At 61.3% G+C, this 16,661-nt stretch carries 14 protein-coding genes; 3 read left to right on the top strand and 11 right to left on the bottom strand.

From position 1 onward, the window contains the following. Positions 1-20 precede the first annotated feature (20 nt). Positions 21-1,115 carry an iron-sulfur cluster carrier protein ApbC gene (gene apbC / locus QRN36_RS02245; RefSeq protein WP_285422641.1) on the top strand — a complete coding sequence of 365 codons (1,095 nt, stop codon included), beginning with the start codon at positions 21-23 and terminating at the stop codon, positions 1,113-1,115. 192 nt (positions 1,116-1,307) lie between these two features. On the opposite strand, the gene QRN36_RS02240 is transcribed toward apbC, so the two are convergent. Continuing rightward, entirely contained in the window at positions 1,308-1,517 is a 210-nt protein-coding gene (locus QRN36_RS02240) for a cold-shock protein (protein ID WP_002554837.1), read from the bottom strand. A 320-nt stretch (positions 1,518-1,837) separates the two neighbouring features. Between QRN36_RS02240 and dcd the strand changes: the two genes are divergently transcribed. Together dcd and QRN36_RS02230 are read left to right on the top strand one after the other, a co-directional pair. After that, positions 1,838-2,404 (top strand): dCTP deaminase, encoded by a 567-nt coding sequence (dcd, locus tag QRN36_RS02235; RefSeq protein WP_017126297.1) that lies wholly within the window; start codon positions 1,838-1,840, stop codon positions 2,402-2,404. Between the two features lie 121 nt (positions 2,405-2,525). Beyond that, entirely contained in the window at positions 2,526-2,747 is a 222-nt protein-coding gene (locus tag QRN36_RS02230) for a hypothetical protein (protein WP_285422640.1), read from the top strand. A gap of 79 nt (positions 2,748-2,826) precedes the next feature. On the opposite strand, the gene pdeM is transcribed toward QRN36_RS02230, so the two are convergent. The 10 genes from pdeM to QRN36_RS02180 form a co-directional block, all read right to left on the bottom strand. After that, a complete protein-coding gene (gene pdeM / locus QRN36_RS02225) occupies positions 2,827-3,483 on the bottom strand; it encodes a ligase-associated DNA damage response endonuclease PdeM (protein WP_285422639.1) in 657 nt (218 codons plus the stop codon). Continuing rightward, entirely contained in the window at positions 3,480-5,972 is a 2,493-nt protein-coding gene (locus tag QRN36_RS02220) for a ligase-associated DNA damage response DEXH box helicase (protein ID WP_285422638.1), read from the bottom strand. Before QRN36_RS02220 ends, pdeM begins: the two co-directional genes overlap by 4 nt. A 432-nt stretch (positions 5,973-6,404) precedes the next feature. Then, positions 6,405-7,169, bottom strand: coding sequence for an ABC transporter ATP-binding protein (locus QRN36_RS02215; protein WP_093461177.1), 765 nt, complete (start codon positions 7,167-7,169; stop codon positions 6,405-6,407). A gap of 12 nt (positions 7,170-7,181) precedes the next feature. Further along, positions 7,182-8,300: a succinylglutamate desuccinylase/aspartoacylase family protein gene (locus QRN36_RS02210; RefSeq protein WP_285422637.1), complete on the bottom strand. Its 1,119-nt coding sequence runs from the start codon at positions 8,298-8,300 to the stop codon at positions 7,182-7,184. Between the two features lie 9 nt (positions 8,301-8,309). After that, complete coding sequence (locus QRN36_RS02205) at positions 8,310-9,020, bottom strand: ABC transporter permease (protein ID WP_285422636.1); 711 nt, start codon at positions 9,018-9,020, stop codon at positions 8,310-8,312. Further along, positions 9,017-9,745 carry an ABC transporter permease gene (locus QRN36_RS02200; RefSeq protein ID WP_285422635.1) on the bottom strand — a complete coding sequence of 243 codons (729 nt, stop codon included), beginning with the start codon at positions 9,743-9,745 and terminating at the stop codon, positions 9,017-9,019. The genes QRN36_RS02205 and QRN36_RS02200 overlap by 4 nt, the downstream gene beginning before the upstream one ends. A gap of 84 nt (positions 9,746-9,829) precedes the next feature. Continuing rightward, positions 9,830-10,612, bottom strand: a complete 783-nt coding sequence (locus QRN36_RS02195) for a transporter substrate-binding domain-containing protein (RefSeq protein ID WP_062387926.1) — start codon at positions 10,610-10,612, stop codon at positions 9,830-9,832. A 390-nt stretch (positions 10,613-11,002) separates the two neighbouring features. Further along, on the bottom strand, positions 11,003-12,724 hold the full coding sequence (locus tag QRN36_RS02190; RefSeq protein ID WP_285422634.1) for an ATP-dependent DNA ligase: 1,722 nt from the start codon (positions 12,722-12,724) through the stop codon (positions 11,003-11,005). Then, positions 12,721-13,773 carry a ligase-associated DNA damage response exonuclease gene (locus QRN36_RS02185; protein WP_285422633.1) on the bottom strand — a complete coding sequence of 351 codons (1,053 nt, stop codon included), beginning with the start codon at positions 13,771-13,773 and terminating at the stop codon, positions 12,721-12,723. Before QRN36_RS02185 ends, QRN36_RS02190 begins: the two co-directional genes overlap by 4 nt. 324 nt (positions 13,774-14,097) lie before the next feature. Further along, on the bottom strand, positions 14,098-16,581 hold the full coding sequence (locus QRN36_RS02180) for a penicillin acylase family protein (protein WP_285422632.1): 2,484 nt from the start codon (positions 16,579-16,581) through the stop codon (positions 14,098-14,100). Positions 16,582-16,661: the final 80 nt, after the last annotated feature.

The raw sequence follows: 16,661 nt of genomic DNA, 5'->3' as shown, positions 1-16,661 counted from the left end.
GTCTTTTTCGGGAGTGACCCATGAGCGCTGTCAATCGCGCAACGGTGGAGGCCATCCTTCGCCAGTACACCGATCCTTATTTGAATCAAGACCCGGTCAGCGCTGGCTGCGTGCGGGCGATCGACATCGATGGTGATCGCGTCAGCGTTCAGCTGCAGCTGGGCTACGCTGCCGACCTGTTCAAGAACGGCTGGGCGCAGATGCTGCAAATGGCGATCGGGAACCTCGATGGCGTGGCGTCTGCCAGTGTGCAGGTCGATACGCTGATCGGTGCGCACAAGGCGCAGGGCCAGATTCCTGGCTTGGCCAACGTTAAAAACATCGTCGCCGTCGCCTCCGGCAAGGGTGGCGTGGGCAAATCCACCACCGCTGCCAACCTGGCGCTCGCTTTGTCGCGTGAGGGGGCGCGGGTGGGCATTCTCGATGCCGACATCTATGGACCCAGCCAGGGCGTGATGTTTGGCATTGCTGAAGGCACGCGTCCGCAGATCAAGGATCAGAAATGGTTCGTACCCATTCAGGCGCATGGCATCGAAGTGATGTCGATGGCTTTTCTGACCGATGACAACACGCCGATGGTCTGGCGCGGGCCGATGGTTTCCGGCGCGCTGCTGCAGCTGGTGACTCAGACCGCCTGGAACGATCTGGACTATCTGGTCATCGACATGCCGCCAGGCACCGGTGACATCCAGCTGACGCTGGCGCAAAAGGTCCCGGTTGCGGGGGCGGTCATCGTCACCACGCCTCAGGATCTGGCATTGCTGGATGCCAAAAAAGGCGTGGAGATGTTCCGCAAGGTCAATATTCCCGTGCTGGGCGTCGTCGAAAACATGGCGGTTCACATCTGCTCGAATTGCGGTCATGCCGAGCATCTGTTCGGTGAGGGCGGAGGCGAGAAGCTAGCGTCCCAATACGGCGTTGAGCTGCTGGCTTCGCTGCCGCTGTCGATGCTGATCCGCGAGCAGGCCGATGGTGGCAGGCCCACAGCCATCGCCGAACCGGAAAGTCAGATTGCGATGGTGTACCAGGAGCTGGCGCGTCACGTCGGCGCGCGCATCGTCCTGCAGGAAGCGGCAACGCCTGCGATGCCTGACATTTCCGTCAGCGACGATTAACGGGCAATCGTCCGGTCTGATGTGCAACTCCACTCGTCAGGGTGGGGTTGCTCGCTGGCGTTCGGTCGCTGAAGCAGTCCGGACAGGCACCGCGAGCAGGCTCAGTTCTACGGGTGTTGCACGCTGTGCAAAACCTGCAGGCATAAAAAAACCCCGCTTTGAGGGCGGGGTTTTTAAGCGAATCAGTACAAGTTAGATAACTTGAACTTCTTCAGCTTGCATGCCTTTCTGACCGCGGGTAGCGATGAAAGAAACCTGCTGGCCTTCTTTCAGGCTTTTGAAGCCGTCGGACTGGATTGCTTTGAAGTGTACGAACAGGTCGTCACCGGATTGTGGAGTGATGAAGCCGAAGCCTTTTTCATCGTTGAACCACTTAACGGTACCGGTTTGGCGATTGGACATGGTGTATCTCCTTGGACAAAGTTAACTGCGACTCAGGAAGAGCCCTGGCCGAGACTGAGTGCAAAGAGCAGGAAAAATTCTTGGAGATGGTTGGATCGAAATTCAACATCGTGTAGAGATTCTCAGTGACACAAGCAACACAGTGGACCCACCTTAACCGGTTTTTTCATATGTGCCAATGGGCTTGTTCCATTTATTTCTAACCATGGCAAATGGGCATCGTGCAAAGCGCCAAGGTCCAGCGGACAGCCTTTGAACCGGAGGCCCCGGCCCGGTAAGATGCCGGACATCTTTTTCACCTCGCTATTCAGGACACCGCCATGAGCATCAAATCGGACAAGTGGATTCGCCGCATGGCGCAAGAGCACGGCATGATCGAGCCGTTCGTGGAGCGCCAGATGCGCGGCGAGGGCGCTGACCGGCTGATCTCCTTCGGTGTGTCCAGCTATGGCTACGACGTGCGCTGTGCCGACGAATTCAAGGTGTTCACCAACATCAATTCCGCGACCGTCGATCCGAAGAATTTCGACGAAAAGAGCTTCGTCGACATCAAGAGCGACGTCTGCATCATCCCGCCGAACTCCTTCGCCCTGGCGCGCACCGTCGAGTATTTCCGCATTCCGCGCAATGTCCTGACCATCTGCCTGGGCAAGAGCACCTATGCGCGTTGCGGCATCATCGTCAACGTCACGCCGCTTGAGCCAGAGTGGGAAGGCCACGTGACACTGGAGTTCTCCAACACCACGACTCTGCCTGCGAAAATTTATGCGAACGAAGGCGTCGCTCAGATGCTGTTCCTGGAATCTGACGAAGAATGCGAAGTGTCCTACAAGGACCGTGGCGGCAAGTATCAAGGTCAGCGCGGCGTCACCCTGCCACGCACCTGAGTCTGTGACGTGGTGCACCGTTGGTCATTTCGAAACTGAATTAGTCACGAAATCGGCACTCTATTGATTGAACCGTTCCCATCCGCACCATGCGGATGGGGCCAACGCTCGGGAGTGCCCTATGAAGAGACAAATCAAAACCAGCAGCAAGGAAGCCGACCCCGGACAGAATCAGGTCGGGTTGCTGGCTTGGTCGCTGTTAGCGCATCCACACCTGAATAACATGGTCGCTGGCGGGATTCCCGGCCAGCCTAACCCTGACACCCCTAACGATTATCCTCAGCCCACGGAGCCCGGTGAGCCTACATTGCCAGATGAGCCGCCGCCCGCCCCCGTAGCTTGACCGTCTGCCAACTGCCAGCCTGCCGACTTCGCGTCGGCAGGCTGCTTTTCGCCTGCCGATTTGAAGCGCCTCGTGCTTTTTATTTCGCTTCCCACACCGCGCCGTCTCCTACAACGTAAATGCGGCTGCCTTGCGCCGGTCTGATGTTCATGCCCCCGGTAAACGCGCCAAAGGCGGGAAGCAGGCTTACGTCTTCCAGCAAATAGAAGCACGGCAGGCGCAGACTCTGACGCCCTTTGCCTTGCAGTCGATAAGCAGGGTGCACGTGGCCGGCCAGGACGTGATGCGTCGGGTGAGGGTCAGGCTCGTGCTGAAGCGCGAATGCACCGAGCATGAGCGGCTCGGGAACCACGTTAATGCGCAGGTCCTGCGGCGGGTCTCCCGCTCGCTTGTCGTGGTTGCCGCGGATCAACGTGATAGCGAGGCCGGCGTGACGATCGCGCCAGGCCCTGAGTGCCGATAGCGTCAGTGCCGCATGGGATTCAGGGGCGTGCAGGAAGTCGCCGAGAAAAATCAGCTGTTCGCAGTCGTAGCCTGCCAGCAGATTGTCCAGACGCTGCAAGTTGTCATCTGTGGTGCCATGGGGCACCGGTTGACCCAGCCGTCGATAGGCGGCAGCTTTGCCGAAGTGAGCGTCGGCGATCAACAATGCGCGGTAGGCCGGGTAATAGATCGCTTTTTCTGCCAACAACCAGAGCTCTGCGCCCGCGAGCTCAATGGACAGGTATGGCCTCATGTGATGACCTCAGGGCCGGCGGCTTTTTCCAGATCCTGCACCATGCGTGCAATGCGGTCCGACAGTTTCTCGGTGCTGAGGCTCTCGCGCATGCGTTCGACCAGCAACGGGAACGCCATCGGCGTCGGACGCTTGATCACGTGCATATCCAGCGTTCGGCTGTTGATTCGGCGCAAGGTCTGTTCGAGTCTCGCCACATCGAGTTCTTGCCGCAGCACTTCTTCCTCCGCCTGGGTGAGGAGCAGGTTTTGCGCATCGTATTGTTTGAATACCTCGAAAAACAGCCCGCTGGACGCCTGCAATTGTCGATTGCTCTTCGGTGCGCCGGGATAGCCAGAGAAGACCAGACCGGCGATGCGTGCGATCTCACGGAAGCGGCGCAATGCGAGCTCGCCTGCGTTGAGGCTGGCGATGATGTCGGCCAGCAAATGGTCTTCCGCGAACAATGCAGCGCTTATTCGTTCTGGCCAGTCGATCTGGGTAGCGCTCAGCAATTCGAAGCCGTAATCGTTGACCGCAATCGAGAAGGTCAGGGGCGTGTCCCTGCTCAGGCGCCAGGCCAGAAGACTTGCCAGGCCCAGATGCACGTGGCGTCCGGCGAACGGGTACAGGAACAGGTGCCAGCCTTCGCGGGATTTCAGCGTTTCGGCCAGTAACGTGTCTTTGCGTGGCAACGCAGACCACTGGCGTTGCACCTCCAGCAGCGGGCTGACCGTGTGCATTTCCGGGCTGTCGAAATGGCCGTCGGCGGCGGAATCGAATTTCTCCACCACGGCGTCGGCCAATTCGCTGGAAAGCGGCATCCGACCTCCATTCCAGCGTGGGACGGCGGCCTTTTTGCTGGTGGCGCGTTTGACGTAGGCGGTCATGTTCTCCACGCGCACCAGCTCCAGCAGGCGGCCGCTGAACAGAAAGCCATCACCGGGTTTGAGCCGCGCGATGAACCCTTCCTCGACGCTGCCGAGCGAGCCGCCACCACCGCCCTTGCTCCAGTACTTCACGTTGATGCTGGCGTCGCTGACGATGGTGCCGACGCTCATCCGGTGACGCCGTGCCAGCCGTGCATCCGGCACGCGCCAGACGCCTTGTTCATCGGGCTCGACGCGCCGGTAATCGGGATAGGCCGTCAATGACAAACCGCCATGGCGCACGAAGGCCAGTGCCCACTCCCATTCGTCATCGGTCAGGTCGCGATACGCCCAGGCCGTCCGAACTTCGGCCAACAGCTCGTCAGGCAGGAAGCCGCCTCCCAGTGCCATGCTCACCAGATGCTGTACGAGTACGTCCAGCGATTTGTGGGGGGATTCGCGCGGCTCGATCAGGCGCGCAGCCACAGCGTCGCGGGCAGCGGCGGCTTCGACCAGTTCCAGGCTGTGCGTGGGCACCAGCGTGACGCGGGAAGGGCGGCCCGGCGCATGGCCGGAGCGCCCGGCGCGCTGCATCAGGCGGGCGACACCTTTGGCTGAGCCGATCTGCAACACGCGCTCCACCGGTAGAAAGTCCACGCCCAGATCCAGGCTCGATGTGCAGACCACGGCCTTCAAATGACCTTCTTTGAGGGCCCGTTCGACCCAGTCGCGAACCTCCCGCGACAGCGAGCCGTGGTGCAGTGCAATCAGGCCAGCCCAGTCGGGCCGTGCATCGAGCAGCGCCTGATACCAGACCTCCGACTGCGCGCGGGTGTTGGTGAACAGCAGGCAGCTGGAGCTGCTGTCCACCTCTGCCAACACCTGCGGCAGCATTCGCAAGCCCATGTGCCCGGCCCAGGGAAAGCGCTCGATGCTTTGGGGGATCAGGGTGTCGACGGTCAGTTGTTTTTCGACCTTGCCCTGCACCGTGACACCGCCCTCGCCGAGCAGGACGCGTTGCGCATGCTCTTGATTGCCGAGGGTGGCGGAGAGTCCCCACACGATCAGTGCAGGGTTCCAGCGGCGCAGGCGAGCGATGGCGAGCTGCAGCTGCACGCCTCGTTTATTGCCGATCAGCTCGTGCCATTCATCGACGACGATCATCTTGAGGGTCGAGAAGGTCGCCTGTGCGTCAGCGCGCGTCAGCAACAGGGTCAGGCTTTCGGGTGTGGTAATGAGCGCGGAGGGCAGGCGACGACCCTGTTTTGCCCGCTCGCTGCTGCTGGTGTCACCGGTGCGCAGGCCGACACTCCACGGAATGTCCAGGTCCATCAGCGGCGCTTCCAGGGCCCGTGCGGTATCGGCCGCGAGGGCGCGCATGGGCGTGATCCAAAGCACGCTCAACGGCGTGGGAGGCGGCTTGCGTTTGCGCGCCGTGCCATCGGTCTTTTCAGGAATCGTTCTGGCAAACCGATTGAGCGCGGCGAACCACACCGAATAGGTTTTGCCCGCACCAGTGCTGGCGTGCAGCAGGCCGGACTCTCCTCGCGCAACGGCGGCCCACACTTCTTTCTGGAATGCGAAAGGCTTCCAGCCGCGAGCGGAGAACCAGCGCTGGGCAAAATTGACGGTTTTGGGCATGCGCGGGCTCTGTAGTGGGTTACTTCAGAGACCGTCGGGGGAGTGGATTAGTTTGGTCTGGATTTATCGTCCGGCGCTGAACCTGCAGGAGTGAGCCAACTGTCTTTAACGCCCCCTTAGTTCTACGGCGTAACAGTCGACGCCTTCCCGGCTAAAGCCGGTCCTACGAAGACTTGCAGCCGCTGTAGGACCGGCTTCAGCCGGGAAGAGGCCGGTTCATGCTGTGAAGATGTAGCGCCTGGAAGTCAGTCTTCGCGAGCAAGCTCGCTCCCACCGGTTCGGGTGCCTGGCGCGAGACCATGCCATGCCGCAATGCCCTTGTGGGAGTGAGCTTGCTCGCGATTGCATGGGGTCTGCACCGGAAATGGCCGGCTGACATATGGCAATCGCGAGCAAGCTCACATCCTGCAGGGGATGCAGGTTTCGGGGAATTTACTTCAAGTTGCCACTCAGGAACTGCTTGAGGCGTTCGCTCTTCGGATTTCCCAGCACGTCGTCGGGGTGGCCGATTTCTTCGATCTGACCTTGATGCAGGAACACCACCTGATTCGCGACTTTGCGGGCAAAACCCATTTCGTGGGTCACCAGAATCATCGTGCGGCCTTCCTCAGCCAAGCCCTGAATCACCTTCAGCACTTCGCCCACCAGCTCGGGGTCGAGCGCCGAGGTCGGCTCGTCGAACAGCATGATTTCCGGCTCCATCGCCAGCGCGCGGGCAATGGCCACCCGCTGCTGCTGGCCACCGGAGAGAAACGCCGGATACTGATCGGCCACGCGAGCAGGCAAGCCAACCTTCTCCAGGTACTTGCGCGCGCGGTCCTCGGCTTCAACTTTTGAAACGCCCAGCACCCGGCGCGGGGCCATGGTGATGTTTTCCAGCACGGTCATGTGGCTCCACAGATTGAAGTGCTGAAACACCATGGCCAGCCGCGTGCGGATGCGTTGCAGTTCGGCCGGGTCGGCAACGCGCATGCCGCTGGCGTCGGCCACCATACGAATCTGCTGGCCGTCCAGGCTCATGGCGCCGTCGTTGGGCTGTTCTAGAAAATTGATGCAGCGCAGGAACGTGCTCTTGCCCGAGCCGCTGGCGCCGATCAGGCAGATCACGTCACCGACGTTGGCCTTCAGCGAAACGCCCTTGAGCACTTCGTGGTCACCGTAGCTTTTATGCAGGCCATCGATGGTCAGTTTGTACATGACTGGCAATCCTTAAGGAGAAAGTAGGTAGCCGCTGCGGTAGGCCTCGGTGCCGGCGACATGGGCGATGACCATGCCGGCAGTTGCCATGCGTCGCAAAGAGCGGGCGTACATAAGACCGGCGTTGGCCGTGTGGATCGGGGTCACCGCGTCGCTGATCGGGTCAATGACCTCAGCAATCAGTTGCCCGGCCTCGACGTACTCGCCCGGCAGTGTGCAGAACACCAGCAGGCCGCCGACAGGCGTGGCAACCGGTTCGACCGCCGCCAATGGCGTCGCCGGATAAATCAGTTCGGGTTGCGCCACCGGCTCACCGGCGATCGCGCCGTAATGCATCAGGTAGCTGATGATCGCCTGGCAGTCGCGGCTGCCGAGCGCGTGATTCACATCGCCCTGGCCGCGCAACTCGAGGGTGACGGAGAAGCTGCCTAGTGGAATCGGGAAGCGCTTTTCGAAGCGCTGCTGCAACTGCCACCACACCAGCGTGAAGCATTCATCGAAAGACTGCCCGCCTGAGTCGGTCGCCAGCAAGCTGGCCTGCGCCCCGAGGTAGCGCGACAGCGGCTCGACGTGCGGCCAGGCTTCAGGCGTGGTGTAGAGGTGCTCGACCGATTCGAAATCGCAGTGCAGGTCCAGCACCATGTCGGCGTCGCACGCCAGACGCTGCAGGGTCAGGCGCTGGGATTCCAGCTGAGTGCCACCGATGCAGGCATCAAGGGCATTGCGCAGGCTTTGGCGAATCAACGCGACGTTGTGCTCTGCGTCGCCGGTCAGCAGCGGCTCGACTTCGTCGCCCACCTGCTGGCCCAGATCGACGAACCGGCGATTGAAATTCTGCCCGCTTTCCAGCTCGTAACGGCCCAGCGGAATGTCCATCAGGACCTGCTCCAGACCGATCGGGTTGGCCACGGGAACGACCACGATCTCGCCCAGCAACTGGCCCGCGTTTTCCAGCTCGGCCAGCCGCTGCTTCAGGTACCAGGCCACCAGCATGCCCGGCAGTTCATCGGCGTGCAGCGACGACTGGATATAGATTTTGCAGGCGCCGTTTTCCGGGCCGTAGTGAAAACTGTGGATCTGCCGCGCCGTGCCAGGCACCGGCGCCAGCAGATCATGGGTCTGGTGTCGCATGCGAGTGTCCTAGTGAGACGGGCCGAGGAAGGCCAGCCAGCGGCGCTCGGCCAGGCGGAACAGGCCGACGAGGATGAAGGTCACGGTGAGGTAGATCAGCGCCGCGATGCCGAACGACTGGAACGTCAGGAAGGTCGCCGAGTTGGCGTCGCGCGCGACCTTGAGCACGTCAGGCACCGTTGCAGTGAAGGCCACGGTGGTCGAGTGCAGCATCAGAATGACTTCGTTGCTGTAGTACGGCAACGAACGACGCAGCGCCGACGGCATGATCACGTATGTGTAAAGGCGCCAGCCGGTCAGGCCATACGCCTTCGCCGCTTCGACTTCGCCATGGTTCATGCTGCGAATCGCCCCCGCGAAAATCTCGGTGGTGTACGCGCAGGTATTGAGGGCGAAGGCCAGAATGGTGCAGTTCATCGCATCGCGAAAGAATGCGTTGAGCATCGGTTGATCCCGCACGGCGGCAATGCTGTAGATGCCGGTGTAGCAGATCAGCAACTGGATGTAGAGCGGCGTGCCCCGGAACAGGTAGGTGTAGAACTGCACCGGCCAGCGCACCAGAGGATTGGGCGAGACGCGGGCAATGGACAGCGGAATCGAGGCGACGAAGCCGATGGCGATGGAGGCGCTGAGCAGCCACATCGTCATCGCCAGGCCGGTGATGTTCTGGCCGTCCGTATAAAGGAAGGCGCGCCAGTATTCCTGAAGCAGTTCAATCATCGTTTAGCCTCCCGGCTGCCTGCGGCGTAACGCCGTTCAGCCCAGCGCAGGGCAAAGTTGGACACGCTGGTGATGACCAGATAGATCAACGCGGCGAGCACCAGGAAATAGAACAGTTGATACGTGCTCTTGCCGGCGTCCTGTGACGCCTTGACCAGATCGGCCAGACCGATGATCGACACCAGCGCCGTGGCCTTGAGCACGACCTGCCAGTTGTTGCCGATTCCGGGAAGGGCAAAGCGCATCATCTGCGGGAACACCACGAAGCGAAAACGCTGGGCGCGGCTGAGTCCGTACGCGGTGGCAGCTTCTACCTGTCCGCGAGGCACGGCCAGAATCGCGCCGCGGAACGTTTCGGTGAAGTAGGCGCCGTAGATGAAGCCCAAGGTGATTACGCCAGCGGCGAAAGGGTCGATTTCGATGTAGTCCCATTCCAGCGCTTCGGTGAGGCCGGTCAGCCAGGTTTGCAGGCTGTAGAAAATCAGGAGCATCAGCACCAGGTCAGGTACGCCGCGGATCAGCGTTGTGTAGACCTGGGCGGGGACGCGAAGAAACGCGGCCTTGGAGAGTTTGGCACTGGCGCCCAGCAGGCCGAGCACGATGGCCAGCAGCAGCGACATTACCGATAATTTGACGGTCATCCAGGTGCCTTGGAGCAGCAACGGGCCGAAGCCTTTCAGGCTGAACGCGGACAGTCCCAGGTTTTGCAGGAGAGTATCGAACATGTGGAACCTATACAGTCAATAAAAACGCCCGTGAACTTCAGCGGGGGATTCGGATGATCGCTGAAGACACGGGCGTTTGTTTTCTTACTTACCGCTGTACAGATTCAGATCGCCGAAGTGCTTCTTCTGGATCTCGGCATACTTGCCGTCATCGTGTAACGCTTTGATACCTTTGTCCAAAAGCGCTTTCAGGTCTTTGTTACCTTTCGCGATGCCGACTGCGGTCTTGGCTGGCAGCAGCGGATCGTCGATTGGCTTGCTGACTTCGTAGTCAGCACCCTGTGGCGACTTCAGGAAGCCCAGTTCGGCTTGCAGCATGTCTTGTACGGAAGCGTCCAGACGACCGGAAACCAGGTCGGCGTAGACCTGATCCTGGTTGGCGTAGGCCTGGGTTTTAACGCCAGCCTTGTCGAGGATGGCCTTGGCGTAGGCTTCCTGGATGGTGCCTTGCTCGTAGCCGACGGTCTTGCCTTTGAGCGAAGCAACGTCAGCGCTCAGGCCGGAACCTTTTTTGTAAACCAGCGAGGTCGGGCCGGAGAACAGTTCGCTGGAGAAGTCGATGACTTTCTCGCGAGCCGGGGTCACGGTCATGGAGGAAATCACGCCGTCGAACTTGTTGGCTTTCAGGCCAGGGATCATGCCGTCGAAATCGCTTTCAACCCACTTGCACTTGACCTTCAGTTCAGCACAGATCGCGTTGCCCAGATCGATGTCGAAACCCACGAGGCTGCCGTCGGCAGCTTTCGATTCGAATGGAGCGTAGGAAGGATCGACGCCGAAACGCAGCTCCTTGTACTCCTTGGCCATTGCGTTACCCGCGGCCAGACAGATGGCGAGTGCGGAAAGGGTCAGCCATGCTTTTTTCATCGTTCAGTCCTTAAAACCAAATTGAGCGTTGGGAACACGCGAAGGCTTGCTACCGGCAGGTGCCAGACCGCAAAAAGATAGCAATTTCCGAACCAAAGAGACGAACGTGCGTTTTAAATGTACGGAGTTGTCGCAATGATGACTTTGAGCCATCTCTTGTCTTTTTTTCAGGGCGCCGGAGGCAGGGGGAGAGTAGCCGAAACGGTCGAAAAGGGCGCGTAAAAAATCATCCTCGGCGCCTGCTGTTTCCGTAAACGGCAGGTCTGCGTCTAACCGTAGCAGTCGGGGCGGGTCCGGTAGCGATTTTTTGCCGTTACGAGCGGCGCTTGCGTGCCGCTCAAAGGAGCATGTGCGTGAGGCGATTCGGGGCGTGGCGCACCAAAAAGGTGCCTAGGATAATAAATCCTGCAACGTCGCCAGGCTGTCTGCCTCGGCAACAGGCTTGTCCTGTCGCCATCTGAGCATCCGTGGAAAGCGCACGGCGATCCCGCTTTTGTGGCGCTTCGACAGCGCGATGCCTTCAAATCCAAGCTCGAATACCAAGGTTGGGGTAACGCTTCGCACCGGCCCGAATTTTTCGACCGTGGTCTTGCGGATGATTGCATCGACTTTGCGCATTTCTTCATCGGTCAGGCCTGAGTAGGCCTTGGCGAACGGCACCAGCGTACGTTCGCTGGACTGCGGCGGGCCGTCCCAGACGGCGAACGTATAGTCGCTATACAGACTGGCCCGACGCCCGTGCCCGCGTTGGGCATAGATCAACACCGCATCAACGCTGAAGGGATCGATTTTCCATTTCCACCAGACGCCCATGTCCTTGGTCCGGCCGACGCCGTACATCGAGTCCCGCGCTTTGAGCATCATGCCTTCGACGCCCAGGCTGCGGGACGCTTCGCGCTGCTGACCGAGGTCCAGCCAATCCTTGCCGCCCAGTACAGGCGAGGCCAGCAGCACGGGGCTCTGCGCCTGAGCGATCACCGCCTCGAGCTGAGTGCGACGCTCATGCTGAGGCCGACTTCGCCAGTCATGTTCCTGCCATTCCAGCAGGTCGTAGGCGAGGACGACGACGGGCACATCCTCGAGGATCTTTTTGCCCAATGCCTTGCGGCCGATGCGTTGCTGCAGCAGCGCGAAGGGTTGCACGGACGGTGTTGCTTCGCCCGGCGTACCGGGAGCTGGAGTTTCGAGAGAGAAGTTGCTTGCGCTGTCGGCGTCGGTTTGAGGCGCAGGTGCCTTCCAGACGACGATTTCGCCGTCGATCACCGTCCCGTCTGGCAGGCATTGCAGCAAGCTGTGCAGTTCAGGGAAGCGATCGGTGACCAACTCTTCGCCACGCGACCAGATCCACAAACGACCTTCTCGCTTGACCACTTGCGCGCGGATGCCGTCCCACTTCCATTCGACCTGCCAGTTTTCGGGCGCGCCGAGCAGCGTCTCGAATTGATCGACCGGCTGTTGCAAGGAGTGGGCGAGGAAGAACGGGTACGGTTGGCCGCCGCGCTGGGCATGTTCGTCTTCTGACTCCTCGGCGATCAGTTTCAGGTAGCCCTCGGCGCTCGGCCGGTGCGAGAGATCGGTGTAACCCACCAGTCGCTGCGCCACGCGCTTGCTGTCGATATCGGCCAACGCGGCGAGCGCCCGGGTGACCAGCAGTTTGGACACGCCCACGCGAAAACTGCCAGTGATCAGCTTCAGGCAGACCATCAGGCTTTGCGGATCCAGCTGCGCCCAGAACGTCGGCAAGCGTTCCAACAGCTCCTCGGGCGGCAAGCCGCGCAGGGGTAACAGTTTGTTTTCCATCCAGCTCGCCAAGCCTTCTTCGGAGCTGTGCTCGGCCTTCGGCAACAGCAGCGACAGGGTTTCAGCCAGGTCGCCGACCGCCTGATAGCTTTCTTCGAACAGCCATTCAGGCAGGGCCGACAGCTGCATCGCCTGTTCGCGCAGAAGGCGCGTGGGCACCAGTTGCCGTGGCCGTCCGCCGGACAGAAAGTACACCGCCCAGGCTGCATCTTCTGCAGCGGCGTGCGCAAAGTAGTGCTGCATCGCAGCCAGCTTGGCATTGCTGGAGGTCGTGGCATCCAGCAGGGCGTAAAGCTCGGCGAAAGCTTTCATGACGATGCCTCCTGAACCTCGGTCCCATCGCCGTCAGTTTGTGTCTTGCTCGGCGCGTCGTCTTCCTCGTCGCCGTATTCGGTGGTGAAGCCTTGGGCGTCGAGGCCGGATTCACGCAGGTAGCGGACCAGCACGGCGACCGAACCGTGGGTCACCATCACCCGTTCGGCGCCGGTGTTTTCGATCGCCCAGAGCAGCCCCGGCCAATCGGCGTGGTCGGACAAGGCAAAACCTCGGTCCACCCCGCGACGCCGTCGGGTGCCGCGCAGCATCATCCAGCCACTGGCGAATGCATCGCTGAAGTCGCCAAATCGCCGCATCCAGGTGCTGCCGCCCGCCGAGGGCGGCGCCACGATGAGCGCCTGACGCAGCGCCGGGTCAGTTTTTTTGAAGTCGCCAGCGTAATGGGTCTCTGGAATGCGAACGCCCGCCTCGCGATACACCCGGTTCAGCGGTTCAACGGCGCCGTGAACCAGAATCGGTCCGATGTCGGGATCGATGCCGTGCAGGATGCGCTGCGCTTTGCCGAAGGAATACGCGAACAGGACGCTGGCCTTGCCCACGGCCGCATTGGCGCGCCACCAATCGTTGATACCGGTGAAGATTTCCGATTGCGGCTGCCAGCGATAGATCGGCAAGCCGAACGTGGATTCGGTAATGAACGTGTGGCAGCGCACCGGTTCGAACGGCGCGCAGGTGCCGTCGGGCTCGACTTTGTAGTCGCCCGATGCGACCCAGACTTCACCTTTGTATTCCAGCCGCACTTGCGCCGAACCGAGGACATGGCCCGCAGGATGAAGGCTCAGTTTGACGCCGTGATGGGTGATGGACTCGCCGTATTCCAGGGTCTGCAGGTTGATGTCCTGACCCAGCCTTGAGCGCAGGATGCCTTCGCCGGGAGCCGCCGCCAGGTAATGCTGGTTGCCCGTGCGCGCATGGTCGCCGTGGCCGTGGGTGATCACCGAGCGCTCGACCGGGCGCCACGGATCGATATAGAAATCGCCGGGCGGACAGTACAGACCTTCGGGGCGGGCAATGACAAGATCCATGGAATGACCGGATGTGGGGGCTTGTCAGGTAGAGCGATTCGGGGGGAGGGAAGTTCGGTTTTTTGTCGAGCCGTGTGGGCTGCGCGAAAGCGCGCTTGCGCTGGGCCGCACTCGGACGATCTGCCGCGGCGGTAGCAAAACCAGAACACCCGAATATGCCTGACACCCCGCATTCACAGGCTTGGCTGCCGGTTTCCGGCAGATCGCGGGACAAGCCGCGCTCCCACAGTCAAGAGCGGGAGGTGAGTGCAGGCCGGGCCCCAGGCCTGAACCCGTACTCAACTCACCGTCAATTCCCGCTCCCCACGTCGTAGCTGCGCGACGTTACTTGCCGGGCGTCAGGGTCAGCCGCTGCTTCCCGTAGACCTTTTCATAGTTCTCAGGCTGCATCGGCACCGACATGTACAGGCCCTTCAGCCACGGATCGATGCCGTCGGCATAGTGCGGGCTGGCCGGATTGCCCGACTGACCTGCCGCGTTCTGCGCCATCATCGGCTCCTGCTGGGCAAAGTCGACGATCATGCGCATCGCCGGAATCACCGCTGCATCGAAGTCCTGCCCCCAATGGAAGCCCGACGCATTGATCGTGGTGTGATCGCCACCCGCTGCCATCGGCCCTTTGACGACGCTCGCCTTACTGCCGCCCATTGCCGCGGTCAGTTGCGCGGATTGCGAAGTCCAGCTGTAGGCGTGCAGCTTGCCCCATTGCCAGGCCTTGTGATCGCTGCCCAGACGGGCTTCGCCAGCGACGATGGCCGCCGCGAGACTGCGCGCCAGAATCGCAGGCTTGTCCTCTTTTTGCGGCGTTTTCACGTCGTCCCAATACGGACTGTCCTCACGCCCTAGCAGGTGATCGGCCTGGGGCGAGTAGGAAAGGTCCGCGCTTTGCACCAGCGCTTTCCAGGCCGGGCTGCCTTCGGGGCCGAGTTCGTCGAGGAAGATCTGCTTGGCGCTTTCCTGCAGGAACAACTCGTAAATCGCGGCATCAGCGGAAACCGGCGAGAGCCGGCCATCGAATGCCATCAGGCGAGTAAACGCCTCCCGGGCCTTGTCGCGTTCCGCCGCAGGCAAGGCGTCGATAGCCTGTTGCAACGGTCTGGCCATGCCTGGTGCTTCGAACATTTTCTTCAATTTGGCAGCGAACAGAGTGGTCTGGTCGTACTGCATGCTGATCGTGCTGCGCGTGTCCTGCTTGCCGGTGTTGGCGAGTTCGGCAATGCGCTCGGCGCGCTCCGGGTAATCCCACGAATTGGAGAGCTGCATGCCGTAGCCCTTCGGCATCGTGCGCTGGTTGGCGGTAGCGATCCAGCCTTGCTGCGGATCCTGGTCGTAAGGGTGCAGCATGGCATCGGCATAGCCGTCCCAGTCAAAACGTCCCTCCCAGCCCGGCGAAGGAATGAGCCCCAGGCCCTCACGGCGATTCGGGTAGCGGCCGGTCACTTGCCAGCCGGTGCTGGAAGCGTCCGCGAAGACCATGTTCAGCGTAATCGCGCGGATTTCCCGCGTCGTGTCGAACGCACGCTCCACGTTCTGCGCGCGGGTCAGGTCAAACAGCGCGTCGAGGGTTTTGTCGTCCTTGGCATCCGGGGTTTGCAGCGCGATGCCCAAGCCACTGGCCAGTTGCGCCGACCCTGCGTTGAGCAGCGGTCCGTGGCGCGTTTCGTAAGCAGGCTCGCGCACGGGCCGCTGGCCTTTGACGAAATAGGTTTCTTCATGAGCGCCGGCAGCGACCCATTTGCCATCGGCCATGACCATCAGGCGGTTGTTTTCACGCTTGAGCTTCTCCAGGAACAGGTCCTGATTGTCGCCCATGGCAGGTCCCATGCCCCACGCCAGCTTGCCGTTGAAACCGGACAACACCAGCGGCAGACCGGCGACCGTCGCACCGGCGGCCTGATATTTCGGAGCGCGGACCTGCACGAAATTCCACATTGAAGGCAGCGTGGCCGGCAGTTGGCTGTCGGTGGCCAGCAGACTCTTGCCCGCGCGAGCCCGTTGCGGCGAAATCACCCAGTTGTTCGACGCCGAAACACCCAGCAGATTGAGGTCGGAAAGCTGCAGTGCGGCCTTGTCCAGATCGCTCAGGCCAGGCATCTGGCTGCTCAGGTTCAAGCCTTTGAGCTTGTCGGCTTCCGCGAATGGCAGCGCTTCGTCGGGATAGGTCGGCAGCAGCCAGGCCAGTTTGTCGGCACCGACTTTCTGAGCCAGCACCAACGAGGAAATCTCTTCCTGCAGGTTTACGGACAGGCTGAAGTTGAGCAGGCTGAAGATCAGCGCCGAGTCTTCCGGCTTCCAGTATTCGGGCTTGTAGCCGGCGTCGGCCAGGTCTGAAGGCAGTTTGTCGCGATAGCGGAACAGGTACGCGTTGACCCCGCGGCTGTAGACCTCGAAGAACCGTTTGAGGCGTGGCGACGACGCGTTGTACAACTCGCTGGCGGTCTGCTTGAGGTTGGCGGCGCGCATCATGCGATCCAGGTCCAGCGCGCCCGGCCCGGCGATTTCCGACAGTCGACCCTGGGCGAGCAGACGCATCTGCACCATTTGCGAGATGCGATCACTGGCGTGGACGTATCCCAGGGTGAACAGGGCGTCATGGAACGTGTTGCTTTCGATCAGCGGCATGCCCAGATTGTTGCGCCGCACGGACACGTTCTGCGCCAGCCCCTTGATTGCGAACACGCCGCTGGTGGGCGGCAGATTATCCCGGTCTTCGCCGCCCAGCTGGCAGCCGGCAAGGCTCAACAGCCCGATCATGACAGCGGCGGTACTGAGTCGCGTCTTCAGGAAAGATGGGGCTGGCGAGGCCATGATGAAGCTCCTGCGGGGGTAGGCGTTGGAAAGGCGCTACGTTAGAGAGCGGGCAGGCGCCACGCAAGCGGGGGGCAGGG

Origin of the sequence: Pseudomonas sp. efr-133-TYG-103a, assembly GCF_030209235.1 — a bacterium.
Lineage (GTDB): Bacteria > Pseudomonadota > Gammaproteobacteria > Pseudomonadales > Pseudomonadaceae > Aquipseudomonas.
The sequence above is the reverse complement of the archived record's forward strand: the minus strand, read 5'-3'. Positions and strand labels throughout refer to the sequence as shown.

Excerpts from the sequence above, each read along its gene's own strand:
- apbC (WP_285422641.1), top strand. The coding sequence starts at position 21 with ATGAGCGCTGTCAATCGCGCAACGGTGGAGGCCATCCTTCGCCAGTAC.
- QRN36_RS02240 (WP_002554837.1), bottom strand. The coding sequence starts at position 1,517 with ATGTCCAATCGCCAAACCGGTACCGTTAAGTGGTTCAACGATGAAAAA.
- dcd (WP_017126297.1), top strand. The coding sequence starts at position 1,838 with ATGAGCATCAAATCGGACAAGTGGATTCGCCGCATGGCGCAAGAGCAC.
- QRN36_RS02230 (WP_285422640.1), top strand. The coding sequence starts at position 2,526 with ATGAAGAGACAAATCAAAACCAGCAGCAAGGAAGCCGACCCCGGACAG.
- pdeM (WP_285422639.1), bottom strand. The coding sequence starts at position 3,483 with ATGAGGCCATACCTGTCCATTGAGCTCGCGGGCGCAGAGCTCTGGTTG.
- QRN36_RS02220 (WP_285422638.1), bottom strand. The coding sequence starts at position 5,972 with ATGCCCAAAACCGTCAATTTTGCCCAGCGCTGGTTCTCCGCTCGCGGC.
- QRN36_RS02215 (WP_093461177.1), bottom strand. The coding sequence starts at position 7,169 with ATGTACAAACTGACCATCGATGGCCTGCATAAAAGCTACGGTGACCAC.
- QRN36_RS02210 (WP_285422637.1), bottom strand. The coding sequence starts at position 8,300 with ATGCGACACCAGACCCATGATCTGCTGGCGCCGGTGCCTGGCACGGCG.
- QRN36_RS02205 (WP_285422636.1), bottom strand. The coding sequence starts at position 9,020 with ATGATTGAACTGCTTCAGGAATACTGGCGCGCCTTCCTTTATACGGAC.
- QRN36_RS02200 (WP_285422635.1), bottom strand. The coding sequence starts at position 9,745 with ATGTTCGATACTCTCCTGCAAAACCTGGGACTGTCCGCGTTCAGCCTG.
- QRN36_RS02195 (WP_062387926.1), bottom strand. The coding sequence starts at position 10,612 with ATGAAAAAAGCATGGCTGACCCTTTCCGCACTCGCCATCTGTCTGGCC.
- QRN36_RS02190 (WP_285422634.1), bottom strand. The coding sequence starts at position 12,724 with ATGAAAGCTTTCGCCGAGCTTTACGCCCTGCTGGATGCCACGACCTCC.
- QRN36_RS02185 (WP_285422633.1), bottom strand. The coding sequence starts at position 13,773 with ATGGATCTTGTCATTGCCCGCCCCGAAGGTCTGTACTGTCCGCCCGGC.
- QRN36_RS02180 (WP_285422632.1), bottom strand. The coding sequence starts at position 16,581 with ATGGCCTCGCCAGCCCCATCTTTCCTGAAGACGCGACTCAGTACCGCC.